Annotated in this window: 16 protein-coding genes; 14 read left to right on the top strand and 2 right to left on the bottom strand. The window is 65.5% G+C overall.

Annotation, left to right across the window (positions count from 1 at the left end; genetic code table 11):
- Nucleotides 1-18: 18 nt before the first annotated feature.
- The 6 genes from ACTXG5_RS01665 to ACTXG5_RS01640 all read left to right on the top strand — a co-directional run bounded on the left by ACTXG5_RS01665 (nt 19) and on the right by ACTXG5_RS01640 (nt 8,994).
- Nucleotides 19-3,969 carry a DNA-directed RNA polymerase subunit beta' gene (locus ACTXG5_RS01665; protein WP_445162047.1) on the top strand — a complete coding sequence of 1,317 codons (3,951 nt, stop codon included), beginning with the start codon at nt 19-21 and terminating at the stop codon, nt 3,967-3,969.
- A gap of 122 nt (nt 3,970-4,091) precedes the next feature.
- Nucleotides 4,092-4,850, top strand: coding sequence for a deoxyribonuclease IV (locus tag ACTXG5_RS01660; protein WP_445162046.1), 759 nt, complete (start codon nt 4,092-4,094; stop codon nt 4,848-4,850).
- Between the two features lie 69 nt (nt 4,851-4,919).
- Nucleotides 4,920-6,548, top strand: a complete 1,629-nt coding sequence (locus tag ACTXG5_RS01655; protein WP_445162045.1) for an acyl-CoA dehydrogenase family protein — start codon at nt 4,920-4,922, stop codon at nt 6,546-6,548.
- Nucleotides 6,549-6,556: 8 nt separating this feature from the next.
- On the top strand, nt 6,557-7,504 hold the full coding sequence (locus tag ACTXG5_RS01650) for a crotonase/enoyl-CoA hydratase family protein (RefSeq protein WP_445162044.1): 948 nt from the start codon (nt 6,557-6,559) through the stop codon (nt 7,502-7,504).
- 3 nt (nt 7,505-7,507) lie between these two features.
- Nucleotides 7,508-8,230 carry a PaaX family transcriptional regulator C-terminal domain-containing protein gene (locus ACTXG5_RS01645; protein ID WP_445162043.1) on the top strand — a complete coding sequence of 241 codons (723 nt, stop codon included), beginning with the start codon at nt 7,508-7,510 and terminating at the stop codon, nt 8,228-8,230.
- Nucleotides 8,227-8,994, top strand: a complete 768-nt coding sequence (locus tag ACTXG5_RS01640) for a crotonase/enoyl-CoA hydratase family protein (RefSeq protein WP_445162042.1) — start codon at nt 8,227-8,229, stop codon at nt 8,992-8,994. The genes ACTXG5_RS01645 and ACTXG5_RS01640 overlap by 4 nt, the downstream gene beginning before the upstream one ends.
- An 18-nt stretch (nt 8,995-9,012) precedes the next feature.
- Here ACTXG5_RS01640 and ACTXG5_RS01635 read toward each other — a convergent pair whose 3' ends face one another.
- Both ACTXG5_RS01635 and ACTXG5_RS01630 read right to left on the bottom strand, forming a co-directional pair.
- Nucleotides 9,013-9,501: a DUF3060 domain-containing protein gene (locus ACTXG5_RS01635; protein WP_445162041.1), complete on the bottom strand. Its 489-nt coding sequence runs from the start codon at nt 9,499-9,501 to the stop codon at nt 9,013-9,015.
- 38 nt (nt 9,502-9,539) lie between these two features.
- Nucleotides 9,540-9,905 carry a DUF3060 domain-containing protein gene (locus ACTXG5_RS01630; protein ID WP_445162040.1) on the bottom strand — a complete coding sequence of 122 codons (366 nt, stop codon included), beginning with the start codon at nt 9,903-9,905 and terminating at the stop codon, nt 9,540-9,542.
- 199 nt (nt 9,906-10,104) lie between these two features.
- Between ACTXG5_RS01630 and ACTXG5_RS01625 the strand changes: the two genes are divergently transcribed.
- The 8 genes from ACTXG5_RS01625 (at nt 10,105) to ACTXG5_RS01590 (ending at nt 18,238) form a co-directional block, all read left to right on the top strand.
- Nucleotides 10,105-10,752, top strand: coding sequence for a TetR/AcrR family transcriptional regulator (locus tag ACTXG5_RS01625; RefSeq protein ID WP_445162039.1), 648 nt, complete (start codon nt 10,105-10,107; stop codon nt 10,750-10,752).
- A gap of 281 nt (nt 10,753-11,033) precedes the next feature.
- Nucleotides 11,034-11,408: a 30S ribosomal protein S12 gene (gene rpsL / locus ACTXG5_RS01620; protein ID WP_007167812.1), complete on the top strand. Its 375-nt coding sequence runs from the start codon at nt 11,034-11,036 to the stop codon at nt 11,406-11,408.
- The gene (gene rpsG, locus ACTXG5_RS01615; protein WP_343571739.1) at nt 11,408-11,878 is read left to right on the top strand and encodes a 30S ribosomal protein S7; all 471 of its coding nucleotides are present in this window, start codon (nt 11,408-11,410) and stop codon (nt 11,876-11,878) included. The genes rpsL and rpsG overlap by 1 nt, the downstream gene beginning before the upstream one ends.
- Nucleotides 11,879-11,984: 106 nt before the next feature.
- Nucleotides 11,985-14,090, top strand: a complete 2,106-nt coding sequence (gene fusA, locus ACTXG5_RS01610; protein ID WP_445162038.1) for an elongation factor G — start codon at nt 11,985-11,987, stop codon at nt 14,088-14,090.
- 160 nt (nt 14,091-14,250) lie between these two features.
- The gene (gene tuf, locus ACTXG5_RS01605; protein WP_445162037.1) at nt 14,251-15,441 is read left to right on the top strand and encodes an elongation factor Tu; all 1,191 of its coding nucleotides are present in this window, start codon (nt 14,251-14,253) and stop codon (nt 15,439-15,441) included.
- Nucleotides 15,442-15,612: 171 nt separating this feature from the next.
- Nucleotides 15,613-16,404: a PE family protein gene (locus ACTXG5_RS01600; protein ID WP_445162036.1), complete on the top strand. Its 792-nt coding sequence runs from the start codon at nt 15,613-15,615 to the stop codon at nt 16,402-16,404.
- Between the two features lie 93 nt (nt 16,405-16,497).
- Nucleotides 16,498-17,322 (top strand): SHOCT domain-containing protein, encoded by an 825-nt coding sequence (locus tag ACTXG5_RS01595; RefSeq protein ID WP_445162035.1) that lies wholly within the window; start codon nt 16,498-16,500, stop codon nt 17,320-17,322.
- A gap of 88 nt (nt 17,323-17,410) precedes the next feature.
- Entirely contained in the window at nt 17,411-18,238 is an 828-nt protein-coding gene (locus ACTXG5_RS01590) for a mycofactocin-coupled SDR family oxidoreductase (protein WP_445162034.1), read from the top strand.
- The last annotated feature ends 23 nt before the right edge of the window (nt 18,239-18,261 follow it).

Below are 18,261 nucleotides of genomic sequence, written 5' to 3'. Positions count from 1 at the left end.
AAGGGGAAAGGGAGTTACGTGCTCGACGTCAACTTCTTCGATGAACTCCGTATCGGCTTGGCCACCGCGGAGGACATTAGGCAATGGTCTTACGGCGAAGTCAAGAAGCCGGAGACGATCAACTACCGCACGCTGAAGCCAGAGAAGGACGGCTTGTTCTGCGAGAAGATCTTCGGACCGACTCGCGACTGGGAGTGCTACTGCGGCAAGTACAAGCGCGTCCGCTTCAAGGGCATCATCTGTGAGCGCTGTGGCGTCGAGGTGACTCGCGCCAAGGTGCGTCGTGAGCGGATGGGCCACATCGAGCTGGCCGCACCGGTCACCCACATCTGGTACTTCAAGGGCGTGCCATCGCGCCTGGGCTACCTGCTGGACCTGGCTCCCAAGGATCTCGAGAAGATCATCTACTTCGCCGCATATGTGATCGTCGGGGTCGATAACGAGATGCGGCACAACGAGCTGTCGACGCTCGAAGCCGAAATGGTGGTGGAGCGCAAGGGTGTCGAGGATCAGCGTGATGCTGATCTGGAGGCCCGTGCGCAGAAGCTGGAGGCCGATCTGGCCGAGCTGGAGGCCGAGGGCGCGAAAGCCGATGCGCGGCGCAAGGTTCGGGACGGCGGCGAGCGGGAGATGCGCCAGCTCCGCGACCGCGCCCAGCGTGAGCTGGACCGGCTGGAGGAGATCTGGACGACATTCACCAAGCTGGCCCCCAAGCAGCTGATCGTCGACGAGAACCTCTACCGCGAGCTCATCGACCGCTACGGCGAGTACTTCACCGGCGCCATGGGCGCGGAGTCGATCCAGAAGCTGATCGAGAACTTCGACATCGACGCCGAGGCCGACATCCTGCGTGACGTCATCCGAAATGGCAAGGGGCAGAAGAAGCTTCGTGCCCTCAAGCGACTGAAGGTGGTCGCGGCGTTCCAGATGTCGGGCAACTCACCGATGGGCATGGTGCTCGACGCGGTGCCGGTCATCCCGCCGGAGCTGCGCCCGATGGTGCAGCTCGACGGAGGCCGGTTCGCCACGTCTGACCTGAACGACCTGTACCGCCGCGTGATCAACCGCAACAACCGCCTCAAGAGGCTGATCGACCTCGGCGCGCCCGAGATCATCGTCAATAACGAGAAGCGGATGCTGCAGGAGTCGGTGGACGCGCTGTTCGACAACGGCCGTCGCGGCCGCCCGGTCACCGGGCCGGGTAACCGTCCGCTCAAGTCGCTGTCGGATCTGCTCAAGGGTAAGCAGGGCCGGTTCCGTCAGAACCTGCTCGGTAAGCGCGTCGACTACTCGGGCCGTTCGGTCATCGTGGTCGGCCCGCAGCTCAAGTTGCACCAGTGCGGTTTGCCCAAGCTGATGGCGCTGGAGCTGTTCAAGCCGTTCGTGATGAAGCGGTTGGTCGACCTCAACCACGCGCAGAACATCAAGAGCGCCAAGCGGATGGTGGAGCGTCAGCGTCCGCAGGTGTGGGATGTGCTCGAAGAGGTCATCGCTGAGCACCCCGTGCTGCTGAACCGCGCACCAACGCTGCACCGCCTCGGTATCCAGGCTTTCGAGCCAATGCTGGTGGAGGGCAAGGCTATTCAGCTGCACCCGTTGGTGTGTGAGGCGTTCAACGCCGACTTCGACGGTGACCAGATGGCGGTGCACCTGCCGTTGAGCGCCGAGGCGCAGGCCGAGGCTCGCATCCTGATGCTGTCGTCGAACAACATCCTGTCGCCCGCGTCCGGCCGTCCGTTGGCCATGCCGCGATTGGACATGGTGACCGGGCTGTACTTCTTGACGACCGAGATCGACGGGTCGGACGGCGAATACCGCGCGGCCGCCAAGGATCAACCGGAGCAGGGTGTGTACTCCTCACCGGCCGAAGCGATCATGGCGTCCGACCGTGGTGTGCTCTCGGTGCGGGCCAAGATCAAGGTGCGGTTGACGCAGTTGCGTCCGCCGGCCGAGATCGAGGCCGAGCTGTTCGGCCTCAACGGTTGGCGGCCCGGCGATGCGTGGCTGGCCGACACCACGCTGGGCCGGGTGCTGTTCAACGAGCTGCTGCCGCTGGGCTATGCGTTCGTGAACAAGCAGATGCACAAGAAGGTGCAGGCTGCCATCATCAACGACCTGGCCGAGCGCTACCCGATGATCGTGGTCGCGCAGACCGTCGACAAGCTCAAGGACGCCGGTTTCTACTGGGCGACCCGAAGCGGTGTCACGGTCTCGATGGCCGACGTGTTGGTTCCGCCGCGTAAGAAGGAGATCCTCGACCACTACGAGGACCGGGCCGACAAGGTCGAAAAGCAGTTCCAGCGTGGTGCTGTGAACCGCGAGGAGCGCAACGAGGCGCTGGTGGAGATCTGGAAGGAAGCCACCGACGAGGTGGGTCAGGCGCTGCGGGAGCACTACCCCAGTGACAACCCGATCATCACGATCGTGGAGTCGGGTGCCACCGGTAACTTCACCCAGACCCGGACGCTGGCCGGCATGAAGGGCCTGGTGACCAACCCGAAGGGTGAGTTCATTCCACGCCCGATCAAGTCCTCCTTCCGTGAGGGCCTGACCGTGCTGGAGTACTTCATCAACACGCACGGCGCTCGAAAGGGCTTGGCGGACACCGCGTTGCGTACCGCGGACTCCGGCTACCTGACCCGTCGTCTGGTGGATGTGAGCCAGGACGTCATCGTTCGCGAGCATGACTGCGAGACGGAGCGTGGCATCCTCGTCGAGCTGGCCGTGCGTCAGCCTGACGGCACCCTGATCCGTGACCCGTACATCGAAACCTCGGCGTACGCACGGACTTTGGGCGCCGACGCGGTCGACGAGGCCGGCAACGTCGTCGTCGCGCGTGGTGAAGACCTGGGTGACCCGTCGATCGACGCCCTGCTGGCGGCGGGCATCACGCAGATCAAGGTGCGTTCGGTGTTGACGTGTACCACCGGTACCGGTGTGTGCGCGACCTGCTACGGGCGTTCCATGGCCACCGGCAAGCTGGTCGACATCGGTGAGGCGGTCGGCATCGTGGCCGCGCAGTCCATCGGTGAGCCCGGCACGCAGCTGACGATGCGTACCTTCCACCAAGGTGGTGTCGGTGAGGACATCACCGGCGGTCTGCCCCGTGTGCAGGAGCTGTTCGAGGCGCGGGTGCCGCGAGGCAAGGCACCGATCGCCGATGTCACCGGGCGGATCCAGCTCGAGGACGGTGAGCGCTTCTACAAGATCACCATCGTTCCTGACGATGGCGGCGAGGAAGTCGTGTACGACAAGCTCTCCAAGCGCCAGCGGCTGCGTGTGTTCAAGCACGAGGACGGCTCCGAGAAGGTGCTCTCCGACGGCGACCACGTCGAGGTGGGGCAGCAGCTGATGGAAGGCTCGGCCGACCCGCACGAGGTGCTGCGTGTCCAGGGCCCGCGTCAGGTGCAGATCCACTTGGTTCGGGAGACCCAAGAGGTCTACCGGGCACAGGGTGTGTCGATCCACGACAAGCACATCGAGGTGATCGTCCGCCAGATGCTGCGCCGCGTGACCATCATCGACTCGGGCGCGACGGAGTTCCTGCCCGGGTCGCTGATCGACCGTGCGGAATTCGAGTCATCGAACCGCCGGGTGGTGGCCGAGGGCAGCGAGCCCGCGGCCGGTCGTCCGGTGCTGATGGGTATCACGAAGGCGTCGCTGGCCACCGACTCGTGGCTGAGCGCGGCGTCGTTCCAGGAGACCACGCGTGTGCTGACCGACGCGGCAATCAACTGCCGCAGCGACAAGCTGCAGGGTCTGAAGGAGAACGTGATCATCGGAAAGCTGATCCCGGCCGGTACCGGAATCAACCGGTACCGCAACATCCAGGTGCAGCCGACCGAGGAGGCCCGCGCCGCGGCGTACACGATCCCGTCCTACGAGGATCAGTACTACAGCCCGGACTTCGGTGCAGCCGCCGGTGCTGCGGTTCCGCTGGACGACTACGGGTACAGCGACTACCGCTAGTCAGTAACGAAAAAGCCCCGGGTTCGCCCGGGGTTTTTTCGTTGGCGAGCCGTCGCAGACTCGCGCGTTTTGGGCGCCTGCGGCGCGATTCTCTGTCTGCTCGCCGCACTAGACTGGCCACCGTGCTGATCGGTTCACATGTCAGTCCGCAAGACCCGCTGGCCGCGGCGGCGGCCGAGGGCGCTGACGTCGTACAGATTTTCCTCGGCAACCCGCAGAGTTGGAAGGCGCCCAAGCCGCGTGAGGACGCGGCCGTACTGAAGGCCGCGGCGCTGCCGATCTACGTGCATGCGCCCTACCTGATCAACGTCGCGTCGGCGAACAACAAGGTGCGTATCCCGTCGCGCAAGATCCTGCAGCAGACCTGCGACGCTGCTGCCGACATCGGCGCTGCGGCGGTCATCGTGCACGGGGGGCACGTCGCCGACGACAACGACTTCGATGAGGGTTTCGGCCGCTGGCGCAAGGCGCTCGACCAGTTGGAGACCACCGTGCCGGTGTACCTGGAAAACACCGCCGGCGGCGACCACGCGATGGCCCGCCACTTCGACACGATCGCCCGGCTATGGGATGTCATCGGCGACACCGAAATTGGCTTCTGCCTGGACACCTGCCACACCTGGGCGGCCGGTGAGGCCCTGATCAATGCCGTGGATCGCATCAAGGCCATCACGGGCCGGATCGACCTGGTGCACTGCAACGACTCCAAGGACGAGGCCGGCTCGGGCCGGGACCGCCACGCCAACTTGGGCACCGGCCAGATTGACCCCGACTTGCTGGTGGCGGCGGTCACGGCCGCGGGCGCGCCGGTGATCTGTGAGACCGCCGACGAGGGCCGCAAGGACGACATCGCCTTCCTGCGAGACAAGACCACCGGCTGAGTCCAGGCGACCCCGAGGCCTGGTATTACACCTCTTGTGCGGTTGTAGGAAAAATGTAATATGGGTGGCATGTCAGACACGCATGTCGTCACCAATCAGGTCCCGCCGCTGGAGAACTACAACCCCGCGACCTCCGCGGTTCTCGTCGAGGCCCTGATCCGCGAGGGCGGGCAGTGGGGTCTGGAAGAGGTGAACGAGGTTGGGGAGCTCTCGGCCAGCCACGAAGCCCAGCGCTGGGGTGAACTCGCCGACCGCAATCAGCCCATCCTGCACACCCACGACCGCTACGGGAACCGCGTCGACGAGGTCGAGTATGACCCGGCCTACCACGAGTTGATGCGCGCGGCGATCGCGCACGGCATGCACGCCGCGCCGTGGGCCGACGAACGCCCGGGCGCACACGTGGTGCGGGCCGCCAAGACCTCGGCGTGGAACGTGGAGCCGGGTCACGTCTGCCCGATCTCGATGACGTATGCCATCGTCCCGGCGCTGCGCTACAACCCCGAGCTGGCAGCCGTTTACGAGCCGCTGCTGACCAGTCGGGAGTACGACCCGGAGCTCAAGCTGGCCACTACCAAGGCCGGCATCACCGCGGGCATGTCGATGACCGAGAAGCAGGGCGGCTCCGACGTGCGTGCCGGCACCACCCAGGCGACCCCCAACGGCGACGGCACGTACAGCCTGACCGGTCACAAGTGGTTCACCTCGGCGCCGATGTGCGACCTCTTCCTGGTCCTCGCGCAGGCACCGGGCGGGCTGTCGTGCTTCATGCTGCCGCGGATCCTGCCCGACGGCAGCCGCAACCGGATGTTGTTGCAGCGCTTGAAGGACAAGCTCGGCAACCACGCCAACGCCTCGAGCGAGGTGGAGTACGACGGCGCCGTCGCCTGGCTGGTGGGCGAGGAGGGCCGCGGGGTGCCGACCATCATCGAGATGGTCAACCTCACCCGCCTGGACTGCACGCTGGGCAGTGCCACCAGCATGCGCACCGGGCTGACCCGTGCTATCCACCACGCCCAGCATCGAAAAGCGTTTGGCGCCTACTTGATTGATCAGCCGCTGATGCGCAACGTGCTGGCCGACCTGGCCGTCGAGGCCGAGGCCGCCACGATCGTCGCGATGCGGATGGCCGGTGCTACCGATAGCGCGCTGCGCGGAGACCAGAAGGAGGAGCTGCTGCGCCGGATCGGTTTGGCGGCCAGCAAGTACTGGGTGTGCAAGCGCTCCACTCCGCACGCCGCCGAAGCGCTGGAATGCCTGGGTGGCAACGGCTATGTCGAAGAGTCCGGGATGCCGCGCCTGTACCGCGAGGCGCCGCTGATGGGCATCTGGGAAGGTTCCGGCAATGTGAGCGCGCTGGATACGTTGCGCGCCATGGCCACTCGCCCGGAATGTGTCGAGGTGCTTTTCGCCGAGCTGGAGGAGAGCACAGGTCAGGATCCGCGGCTGGGCAGCCACGTCGAACGGCTGCGGCAAGACCTGACCGACCTGGACACCATTGCCTACCGTGCCCGCAAGGTTGCCGAGGACATCTGCCTGGCGCTGCAGGGCTCGCTGCTGGTGCGCCACGGCCACCCCGCCGTCGCCGAGGCATTTTTGGCGACCAGGCTCGGCGGCCAGTGGGGCGGCGCGTTCGGCACTATGCCAACCGGGCTGGATCTGGCGCCCATTCTGGAGCGGTCTTTGGTAAAGGGCTGAGCCGCACCATGACTCATGCGATCAGGCCGGTCGATTTCGACAACCTGAAGACGATGACCTACGAGGTCACCGACCGGGTTGCCCGGATCACCTTCAATCGGCCGGAAAAGGGCAACGCGATCGTCGCCGACACCCCGCTGGAGCTCTCGGCGTTGGTGGAGCGGGCCGATCTTGACCCGAATGTGCACGTCATGCTGATATCCGGTCGTGGCGAAGGCTTTTGCGCGGGCTTCGATTTGTCCGCCTACGCCGACCGCACCGGCTCGGCCGGCGACGCGGGTCTCAAAGGCGCCTATCACGGCACCGTGCTGGACGGTAAGACCCAGGGCGTCAACCACATGCCGGACCGCCCGTGGGACCCGATGATCGACTACCAGATGATGAGCCGATTCGTGCGCGGCTTCTCCAGCCTGATGCACGCGGACAAACCGACGGTGGTCAAGATCCACGGCTATTGCGTGGCCGGCGGCACCGACATCGCGCTGCACGCCGATCAGGTGATCGCTGCCGCCGACGCCAAAATCGGTTACCCGCCCACACGGGTGTGGGGTGTGCCGGCGGCGGGCCTATGGGCGCACCGGCTCGGTGACCAACGCGCCAAACGTCTGCTGTTCACCGGTGATTCCATCACCGGCGCGCAGGCCGCCGAATGGGGGTTGGCCGTTGAGGCGCCGGACCCGAAAGACCTCGATGAGCGCACCGAACGACTGGTGCAGCGGATTGCGGCGGTGCCGGTCAACCAGCTGATCATGGTCAAACTCGCGCTGAATTCGGCTCTGCTGCAACAGGGTGTGGCCACCAGCAGGATGGTCAGTACGGTGTTCGACGGTGTCGCTCGGCACACGCAAGAGGGGCACGACTTTGTCGCCGATTCGGTCGAACACGGCTTCCGCGAGGCGGTACGGCACCGAGACGAGCCGTTCGGTGACTACGGCCGGCGGGCATCCGAGGTATAAGCCATGCCGAACATGACGGCGCGTTCCGTGGTGCTGAGCGTGCTGCTCGGCGCCCACCCCGCATGGGCAACTGCGAGCGAATTGATCAGGCTGACAGCAGATTTCGGAATCAAGGAGACGACACTGCGGGTCGCGCTGACCCGGATGGTCGGTGCCGGCGACCTGATTCGGTCCGCCGACGGCTATCGGCTCTCGGATCGACTGCTGGCCCGTCAGAGCCGCCAGGATGAGGCCATGCGGCCGCGGACCCGCACCTGGCGCGAAGACTGGCACGTCGTGATCGTCACCAGTGTGGGTACCGATGCCCGCACCCGGGCTGCGCAGCGAGCCAGTATGTACCGCAAGCGTTTCGGTGAACTGCGCGAAGGCGTTTGGATGCGGCCCGACAATGTCGACCTCGACTTGGAGCCCGACGTTGCCGACCGGATGCGGGTGCTCAAGGCGCGCGACGACGCACCCGAGCAGCTGGCCGCGCAGCTGTGGGATCTGCCCGCGTGGGCCCAGGCCGGTCACCGGTTGCTGGACGAGATGGCCGAGGCCCCCGACATTCCCGGCCGGTTTGTGGTGGCCGCGGCGATAGTGCGGCACCTGCTCACCGACCCGATGCTGCCTGCCGAACTGCTGCCCGAAGATTGGCCGGGCGCGCTGCTGCGCAGCGTCTACCACGACTTCGCGACCGATCTGCTCGAGCGCCGCGATACAACACAACTCCTGGAGGCGACATGACTGATCCGGTGCGGGTTGAGCGCAAGGGCGCGGTGACCACGGTGATCCTCAACCGGCCGCGCGCGCGTAACGCCGTGAACGGCCCCACGGCCACCGCGCTGTACGCGGCGTTCGAGGAATTCGACCGTGACGATTCCGCTTCGGTGGCCGTGTTGTGGGGCGAGGGCGGAATATTTTGCGCGGGAGCCGATTTGAAGGCCTTCGGCACACCGGAGGCCAACGCAGTACACCGCGAAGGCCCCGGCCCGATGGGCCCGTCGCGAATGGTGTTGTCCAAACCCGTGATTGCCGCGGTGAGCGGTTACGCCGTCGCGGGGGGTCTGGAGCTGGCCATCTGGTGCGATCTGCGGGTCGCCGAGGAGGATGCCGTGTTCGGTGTGTTCTGCCGCCGCTGGGGGGTACCGCTGATCGACGGTGGCACCGTGCGGCTACCGCGCCTGATCGGGCACAGCCGGGCGATGGACCTGATCCTCACCGGCCGCGAAGTCCAGGCTGATGAAGCACTTGCGATCGGGCTGGCCAATCGGGTCGTCCCCCACGGGCAGGCACGACAGGCCGCCGAAGAGTTGGCCGCCGAATTGGCCGCCCTGCCCCAGCAGTGCCTGCGAGCGGATCGTCTTTCGGCGCTACATCAGTGGGGGTTGCCGGAATCGGAGGCAATCGACGCCGAATTCGCCAGCATCTGGAAAGTTGCCGTGGAGGCCAATGAAGGAGCGTCACGGTTCGCCTCAGGCGCCGGCCGCCACGGTGCCCCTGCCAGCTAGCCGGTCACCGTGAGCCGGTCAGCTCCCCTTGTTGATGGTGTTGCCCGAGCCGAGGTTGTCCACCTTGGGGTCGCCGTCTTTGTAGGTGATGGTGTTGTCGAGCCCCAGCACCGTGATGCGGGTGTCGACCTTGTCGATGGTGATCTTGTTGTTCGTTCCGCCGATGCTCACCGTCACGCAGGTGCCGGTGACGGTCAGCGTGTTGTTGGAACCGGCGACATTCAGCGATTTGCCGGTCGCGCAGTCAAGCGCGGCCGTGGTCCCCATCGACCCGTAGTTCAGCGTGTTGCCGATCTCGACGGAAGCGGTGGTGCTTTCGCCGCTCGTCCCGGTCGTCGGGGCGGCCGCCCCGCTGGTCGTCGAGGGCGCGCTGCTCTTCGTCGTCGTAGTGGGGCCCCCGGGCGGGTTGGCGGTCGAGCTGCAGCCGGCCAGCACGACAGCCGCGGCGGCCGGCGCCAGGGCGAGTGCCGCGAGCCTGAACGAACGCTCAGTGATCTGGACGCGCATATTCCCCTCCTCGATACGTCAACTGCGGTCGCTGTGCCTCAGCCGGGCACCTGCTGCAGCCGGTTGACCATTCCCAGCTCGCGGCCGCGGTCCCAGAGGGCCGGCGCGCCGTTGTGATAGAAGACGGTCTGGTCATAGCCGTACACCGTGATGTCGTGCGTGACCGTGTCGGCGATGATCGTGTTGCCCGAGCCCATCACCGTCACCGCCCAGCAGTTACCCATCGCATTGATGGAATTCCTTGTGCCATTGACGATCAGGGTCGCGTCGTTGCAGTCCAGGGTCTGCTCGATGCCCTGCCCGAGGATGTGGGTGTCGCCGTTTTTGGCAAGCGCGGCCGGCGGTGTCGCTGCGATGGTGATGACGCAGGTTGCAAGCGACCCGGCGACAGTTGTCCAGTGCACCGCGGGCCCCCTTCGCTGGGTATGTCTCTGGCGGGTATCTGCTGGACTGAGCCTAGTTGTATTTGCCTGCCCGATGACAAACTTTTTCGTCGCGGCCAACCGCGCCCCGCAGCGGATCCGCCCGAGTAGATCGGCGACTCCGTCAACTAGAGTCATTAGTTGACCTTCACCTAATCACCGCAATCGAGGGGCGATCGCCATGGCAGTTCATCCGGAACAGCCGTCGGCGGCAGGGCGCCAACGTGGCGGCAGATCCCCGTCCCGGCCGGCCAAGCTGAGCCGCCACGGCATCGTCGATGGCGCGCTGGCGTTCCTGGACCGGGAGGGCTGGGACTCGCTGACCATCAACGCGCTGGCGATGCAGTTGGGCACCAAGGGGCCGTCGCTCTACAACCATGTGGACAGCCTGGAGGACCTGCGCCGCGCGGTGCGGATCCGAGTCATCGACGACATCATCACGATGCTGAACCGGGTCGGTGAGGGACGCTCCCGCGATGACGCCGTGCTGGTCATGGCCGGTGCCTACCGCAGTTATGCCCATCACCATCCCGGGCGCTACTCGGCGTTCACCCGGATGCCGCTGGGCGGTGACGACCCGGAGTACACGGCAGCCACCCGGGGCGCGGCCGCACCCGTGATCGCGGTGCTGTCCTCCTATGGCCTCGATGGCGAGGAGGCTTTTTTCGCGGCGCTCGAATTCTGGTCCGCACTGCACGGCTTCGTGTTGTTGGAGATGACCGGTGTCATGGACGACATCGACACCGATGCGCTGTTCACCGAGATGGTGTTGCGGCTGGCGGCGGGCGTGGACAAGCGCGCCCCGCTGGACGGTGCCCCGCCGAAATAGCGGCCGACCGGACACTAGTGCTGAGGTGAGCGGTTGGGTCCAGCGGCCGCTTTGACCTGCCAGACCAGCGGCGGGTATCGTAGTGGCTCGTGCCTGGCGGCTTACGGCGCCTGACGTAAGGAAGTGGATGCCGGGCCAATTCGCATGTCCACTACGCATCGGATGAATTTCGGTGCTGGGCGCGGTGCGACACACCCGGCTGCGGGGTAATGCGGCGGGGCATAACTGCAGTACAGAGACTTAAGAGCGCCAAGAAGACTTCGAACATAGAAAGCCGGTAGATGCCAACCATTCAGCAGCTGGTCCGCAAGGGTCGCCGCGACAAGATCGCCAAGGTCAAGACCGCGGCCCTCAAGGGCAGCCCGCAGCGCCGTGGCGTATGCACTCGCGTGTACACCACCACACCGAAGAAGCCGAACTCGGCTCTTCGGAAGGTCGCGCGCGTGAAGCTGACGAGCCAGGTCGAGGTCACGGCGTACATCCCCGGCGAGGGCCACAACCTGCAGGAGCACTCGATGGTGCTGGTGCGCGGCGGCCGTGTGAAGGATCTGCCCGGTGTGCGGTACAAGATCATCCGCGGTTCGCTCGACACCCAGGGTGTCAAGAACCGCAAGCAGGCTCGCAGCCGTTATGGCGCCAAGAAGGAGAAGAGCTAATGCCGCGCAAGGGGCCCGCACCCAAGCGTCCGCTGGTCAACGACCCGGTCTACGGGTCGCAGCTGGTGACGCAGCTCGTCAACAAAGTCCTGCTGGATGGGAAGAAATCGCTGGCCGAACGCATTGTTTATGGTGCGCTCGAACAAGCCCGTGACAAGACCGGCACCGATCCGGTCGTCACTCTGAAGCGCGCCATGGACAACGTCAAGCCCGCCCTCGAGGTGCGCAGCCGCCGCGTCGGTGGCGCCACCTACCAGGTCCCGGTCGAGGTGCGTCCGGAACGCTCGGTGACGCTGGCACTGCGTTGGTTGGTGAGCTTCTCCAAGCAACGCCGGGAGAAGACCATGATCGAGCGCCTGGCGAACGAGATCTTGGACGCCAGCAATGGCCTGGGTGCCGCCGTCAAGCGACGCGAGGACACTCACAAGATGGCCGAGGCCAACCGCGCCTTCGCGCACTATCGCTGGTAGAGCGATGCGCGGCTCCCGGAGCCGCGCAGGCGGCGACATCAGCGAAGATGCCGGGCGCAAACTGACAGCGAACTAACTACGCAATCGAAAGAGTGGGAAGACTTCTGTGGCACAGAAGGACGTGCTGACCGACCTCACCAAGGTCCGCAATATCGGCATCATGGCGCACATCGACGCTGGCAAGACCACGACGACCGAGCGCATCCTCTACTACACCGGTATCAGCTACAAGATCGGTGAGGTGCACGACGGCGCCGCCACCATGGACTGGATGGAGCAGGAGCAGGAGCGGGGAATCACCATCACCTCCGCCGCTACCACCTGCTTCTGGAATGACAACCAGATCAACATCATCGACACCCCGGGCCACGTCGACTTCACCGTCGAGGTGGAGCGCAGCCTGCGCGTGCTCGACGGTGCCGTCGCGGTGTTCGACGGCAAGGAAGGTGTCGAGCCGCAGTCCGAGCAGGTCTGGCGGCAGGCCGACAAATACGACGTCCCGCGCATCTGTTTCGTCAACAAGATGGACAAGATCGGCGCCGACTTCTACTTCTCGGTCAAGACCATGGAAGACCGGCTGGGCGCCAATGTCATTCCGATCCAGCTGCCCGTCGGCTCCGAGGGCGACTTCGAAGGCATTGTCGACCTGGTCGAGATGAAGGCCAAGGTGTGGCGGGGCGAGACTCAGCTCGGCGAGACCTACGAGACCATCGACATCCCGGCCGAACTTCAGGAGAAGGCCGACGAGTACCGCACCAAGCTGCTCGAGGCCGTCGCGGAGACCGACGAGGCGCTGCTGGAGAAGTACTTCGGCGGCGAGGCATTGTCGATCGACGAGATCAAGGGTGCGCTACGCAAGCTGACCGTCAGTTCCGAGGCCTACCTGGTGCTGTGCGGTAGCGCGTTCAAGAACAAGGGCGTGCAGCCGATGCTGGATGCGGTCATCGACTACCTGCCGTCGCCGCTGGACGTGCCGCCGGCCGTGGGTCACGCCCCCGGCAAGGAGGACGTGGAGGTCATCCGCAAGCCGTCGACCGACGAGCCGTTCTCGGCGTTGGCGTTCAAGGTCGCCACGCACCCGTTCTTCGGCAAGCTCACCTACGTCCGGGTGTATTCGGGCAAGGTCGACTCCGGCAGCCAGGTCATCAACTCCACCAAGGGCAAGAAGGAGCGGCTGGGCAAGCTGTTCCAGATGCACGCCAACAAGGAGAACCCGGTGGAAACCGCCGCGGCGGGTCACATCTACGCGGTGATCGGTCTGAAGGACACCACCACCGGCGACACGTTGAGCGACCCGAACAACCAGGTTGTGCTGGAGTCGATGACCTTCCCCGATCCGGTGATCGAGGTGGCGATTGAGCCCAAGACCAAGAGCGACCAGGAGAAACTGAGCCTGTCGATCCAGAAGCTCGCCGAAGAGGACCCCACCTTCAAGGTGCACCAGGACAACGAGACCGGCCAGACCGTTATCGGCGGCATGGGCGAGCTGCACCTGGACATCCTGGTAGACCGCATGCGCCGCGAGTTCAAGGTCGAGGCCAATGTCGGCAAGCCCCAGGTGGCCTACAAGGAGACCATCAAGCGCAAGGTCGAGAAGGTCGAGTTCACCCACAAGAAGCAGACGGGTGGATCCGGCCAGTTCGCGAAGGTGCTCGTCAGTCTCGAGCCCTTCACCGGCGAAGACGGTGCGACCTACGAGTTCGAGAACAAGGTCACCGGGGGGCGCATCCCGCGGGAGTACATCCCGTCGGTGGACGCCGGCGCGCAGGACGCCATGCAGTACGGCGTGCTGGCCGGCTACCCGCTGGTCAACGTGAAGCTCACCCTGCTCGACGGCTCCTACCACGAGGTGGACTCCTCGGAAATGGCGTTCAAGATCGCCGGTTCGCAGGTACTGAAAAAGGCTGCGCAGCAAGCGCAACCAGTCATCCTGGAACCGATCATGGCCGTCGAGGTCACCACGCCCGAGGACTACATGGGCGATGTGATCGGCGACCTGAACTCCCGCCGTGGCCAGATCCAGGCCATGGAGGAGCGGAGCGGTGCACGCGTCGTTCGGGCGCACGTGCCGCTGTCGGAGATGTTCGGCTACGTCGGCGACCTGCGGTCCAAGACACAAGGCCGGGCGAACTACTCCATGGTGTTCGACTCGTACGCCGAAGTTCCGGCGAACGTCTCGAAGGAGATCATCGCGAAGGCGACGGGCGAGTGAGTGGCAACTCACGAGCTCGGCGGCGAGCAGTCGGTCGAAGCGAAGGCGACGGGCGAGTGAACACCAGCTCGGAGTAACCTGGCCCGGTCAATAACCGCGGCACAAACTGGAAAACATCAACACTGCTTAACAGCACCAACAAGTCCAGGAGGACAGCAAAGTGGCGAAGGCGAAGTTCGAGCGGACGAAGCCGCACGTCAACATCGGGACCATCGGTCACGTTGACCACGGCAAGACCACACTGACCGCGGCGATTACCAAGGTTTTGCATGACAAATACCCCACGCTGAACGAGTCGCGCGCATTCGACCAGATTGACAATGCGCCCGAGGAGCGTCAGCGCGGTATCACGATCAACATCTCCCACGTGGAGTACCAGACCGAGAAGCGTCACTACGCCCACGTCGACGCCCCGGGCCACGCCGACTACATCAAGAACATGATCACCGGCGCGGCCCAGATGGACGGCGCGATCCTGGTGGTCGCCGCGACTGACGGCCCGATGCCGCAGACCCGTGAGCACGTGCTGCTGGCCCGCCAGGTCGGGGTGCCCTACATCCTGGTCGCGCTCAACAAGGCCGATGCCGTGGATGACGAGGAGCTGCTCGAGCTTGTCGAGCTGGAGGTCCGCGAGCTGCTGGCCGCCCAGGAGTTCGACGAGGACGCCCCGGTTGTGCGGGTCTCGGCGCTCAAGGCACTCGAGGGCGACGAGAAGTGGGTCAAGTCGGTCGAGGAGCTGATGGACGCGGTCGACGAGTCGATCCCGGACCCGGTTCGCGAGACCGACCGGCCGTTCCTGATGCCCGTCGAGGACGTCTTCACGATCACCGGGCGTGGCACCGTGGTCACCGGTCGTGTCGAGCGCGGTGTGGTCAACGTGAACGAGGAAGTCGAGATCGTCGGCATCAAGCCGACCAGCACCAAGACCACGGTCACCGGTGTCGAGATGTTCCGCAAGCTGCTTGACCAGGGGCAGGCCGGCGACAACGTCGGGCTGCTGCTGCGTGGCATCAAGCGCGAGGACGTCGAGCGCGGCCAGGTTGTCGTCAAGCCCGGCACCACCACGCCGCACACCGAGTTCGAGGGCCAGGTCTACATCCTGTCCAAGGACGAGGGCGGGCGCCACACGCCGTTCTTCAACAACTACCGTCCGCAGTTCTACTTCCGCACCACCGACGTGACCGGTGTGGTGACGCTGCCGGAGGGCACCGAGATGGTGATGCCCGGTGATAACACCAACATCACCGTGAAGCTGATCCAGCCCATCGCCATGGACGACGGTCTGCGGTTTGCGATCCGTGAGGGTGGCCGCACCGTCGGCGCCGGCCGGGTCGTCAAGATCATCAACTAGTCGAGTCAGCACAGGGCCCGGATTGCCGATTTCGGCAGTCCGGGTCTTCTGCGTTTTCGGCCCTGCAAAAGCTGCATAACAGGTTTGCCAACTTCCGGTAAGATCATCGATGTCAAGTCTGGAATTGACGGTCGGGGAACTTGACCGTCGGGGGTTGGCCGGGAGGTTCGGATGTCGTTCGTGAATGCGACGCCGGAATATGTGGCGTCCGCGGCATCAGACCTGGCCAAAATCGGGTCGTCCATCAGCTACGCCAACTCGACAGCGTCGACCGTGACCTCAGCCGTTGAGGCCGCCGGTGCCGACGCGGTGTCGACGAGCATCTCGCAGCTGTTCGGCGCGCACGCCGCGGCCTATCAGGCGATCAGCTCCCAGGCGGCCCTGTTCCATCAGCAATTTGTGCAGCTCATGAGCGGTGGAGCGACGGAATATGCCGACACCGAGGCCGTCAATGCCGCGCCCCTGCAGGCTGGCGCGCAGGCTGTGCTGGGCGGAGCCGGTGCATCTGGTCCCGCGCTGAGCGCGCAGCCGCTGATCGGCAGCGCGGCACAAGCGGGCTCGTTGGCGTCCGGGGTGCCCGTGGCGGCGGCGGTGCAGCCGGCTGCGGCCCCGGCAGCGGTGGCAGCGACGGCGGCCGCCCCGGCAACGGCGACGGTTACTCCGATGGCAGCGACCACTGCGGTGGCGGCCGCGCCGGCGGGATCGGCGGCCCCGGCCACGGCGGGCGCGTCGACGCAGCCACAGACTCCGGCTTCTGGACCGGTAGCGATCCCGGTATCGGCGGCCCCGGACGCGCCGGGCCCACTGAGCGCCTCGGTTGCCCCGGTGGACGCGGAAGCCGCGGAACTGTCTTCGGCGCCCCCCATGCTGCCGGCGGCAATGCCGACAGGGCAGCGCGGCGGGCCGGCCATGCCGCCGCCGCCGTCCTCTCCCAAGGGCCGGGCGCCGACACCAGCGCGCTGAGCGGCCTGGGTGATCACCGGGGTGGTTTGCCCCTAACGCGCTCGCGACAGCGCTAATCTGACACGAACTTCCCGGCAAGGCGAGGAGACACACGTGTTGGCGCGCTATCTGAAGACACAGTTAGTGGTTTTGCTATGCGGCGGTTTGGTCGGGCCGATCTTTCTGGTCGTCTACTTCACCCTCGGCCTGGGCAGCATGCTGCAGTGGATGTTCTATGTCGGCCTGCTCATCACCGTGGCCGACGTGCTCATTGCGCTCGCATTGACCAATTACGGCGCCAAGTCGGCGGCCAAATCGGTCCTGCTGGAGCAACACGGGGTGCTGGCGCTCGCGCAAATCACCGGGCTCGGCGAGACCGGGACCCGGATCAATGAGCAGCCGCTAGTGAAGGTCGACCTGCATATCGCCGGGCCGGGGTTCACGCCCTTCGATAGTCAAGACCGGGTGATCGCGAACGTCACCCGACTGGGTAATCTCACCGCGCGCAAGCTCGTCGTCCTGGTCGACCCCACCACTCAGGAGTACCAAATCGACTGGGAGCGAAGCGCTTTGGTCAACGGGTTGGTGCCCGCGCAGTTTACCGTGGCCGAGGACAACAGGACCTACGACCTGAGCGGGCAAGCCGGGCCGCTGATGGAGATCCTGCAGATCCTCAAGGACAACAATGTTCCGCTCAACCGGATGGTCGACATCCGGTCGAACCCTGGGCTGCGTCAGCAGATCCAGGCGGTCGTGCGCCGCGCGGCCGAGCAGGCGCCCGCCGGGCAGCCGGCCCCCGCCGGAGCCGCCCCGGTTGTCACGCCCCCGCAACCGTCGATCGCCGCCCGGCTCCAACAACTCGAGACGCTGCGCACCAGTGGCGCTTTGACCGACGACGAGTACAACGCGAGGCGGGCTCAGATCATCTCGGAGCTCTGATCCCGGCAAGACCCGGGCCGAGTTAGAACACGTTTCAGTTCCGCTGCTAGCCTGTCATTCGGCAAGCGAGCGGCGAAAGGGGCGTGCCGTGTCGGAACAGGATGGATCACTGCAAGGACGGGTGGCATTCGTGACCGGTGCCGCCCGCGCCCAAGGGCGCTCGCACGCGGTGCGGCTGGCCCGGGAGGGCGCCGACATCATCGCGTCCGATATCTGCGCCCCGGTGTCCGACAGCATCACCTACACACCGGCCACCCCCGAGGATCTCAGCGAGACCGTCCGATTGGTGGAAGCCGAGGGCCGCAAGGTGCTGGCCCGCGCGGTCGATGTGCGCGACGACCCGGCGCTGCGCCAGCTGGTGGCCGATGGTGTCGAGCAGTTCGGCCGGCTCGACATCGTGGTGGCCAACGCCGGGGTGCTGGGCTGGGGACGGCTCTGGGAACTCACCGACGAGCAGTGGGACACCGTCATCGGGGTCAACCTGACCGGCACTTGGCGCACGCTTCGTGCCACGGTGCCCGCGATGATCGAGGCCGGCAACGGCGGCTCCATCGTGCTCGTCAGCTCCTCGGCGGGTCTGAAGGCCACGCCGGGCAACGGCCACTACTCGGCCAGCAAGCACGGAGTCACCGGGCTGACCAACTCGCTGGCGATCGAGGTCGGTGAGTACGGCATCCGGGTCAACTCGATCCACCCCTACTCGATCGATACCCCGATGATCGAGCCGGAGGCGATGATGCAGATCTTTACCGACCATCCCCGCTACGTACACAGTTTTCCGCCAATGCCGATGCAGTACAAGGGCTTTATGACCTCCGACGAGGTGTCTGATGTCGTTGTCTGGCTCGCTGGTGACGGGGCGGGCGCGCTGTCGGGCCAGCAGGTCCACGTCGACAAGGGCGCCTTGAAGTACTGATCGGCGATCGTGTATGAACACCA

The organism is Mycobacterium sp. Dal123C01, from assembly GCF_052566995.1.
The sequence above is the reverse complement of the archived record's forward strand: the minus strand, read 5'-3'. Positions and strand labels throughout refer to the sequence as shown.

What these genes read in the sequence shown, in the direction of transcription:
- ACTXG5_RS01655 (WP_445162045.1), top strand. Translation starts at nt 4,920, where the DNA reads ATGTCAGACACGCATGTCGTCACCAATCAGGTCCCGCCGCTGGAGAAC.
- ACTXG5_RS01650 (WP_445162044.1), top strand. Translation starts at nt 6,557, where the DNA reads ATGACTCATGCGATCAGGCCGGTCGATTTCGACAACCTGAAGACGATG.
- ACTXG5_RS01645 (WP_445162043.1), top strand. Translation starts at nt 7,508, where the DNA reads ATGCCGAACATGACGGCGCGTTCCGTGGTGCTGAGCGTGCTGCTCGGC.
- ACTXG5_RS01640 (WP_445162042.1), top strand. Translation starts at nt 8,227, where the DNA reads ATGACTGATCCGGTGCGGGTTGAGCGCAAGGGCGCGGTGACCACGGTG.
- ACTXG5_RS01635 (WP_445162041.1), bottom strand. Translation starts at nt 9,501, where the DNA reads ATGCGCGTCCAGATCACTGAGCGTTCGTTCAGGCTCGCGGCACTCGCC.
- ACTXG5_RS01625 (WP_445162039.1), top strand. Translation starts at nt 10,105, where the DNA reads ATGGCAGTTCATCCGGAACAGCCGTCGGCGGCAGGGCGCCAACGTGGC.
- rpsL (WP_007167812.1), top strand. Translation starts at nt 11,034, where the DNA reads ATGCCAACCATTCAGCAGCTGGTCCGCAAGGGTCGCCGCGACAAGATC.
- rpsG (WP_343571739.1), top strand. Translation starts at nt 11,408, where the DNA reads ATGCCGCGCAAGGGGCCCGCACCCAAGCGTCCGCTGGTCAACGACCCG.
- ACTXG5_RS01600 (WP_445162036.1), top strand. Translation starts at nt 15,613, where the DNA reads ATGTCGTTCGTGAATGCGACGCCGGAATATGTGGCGTCCGCGGCATCA.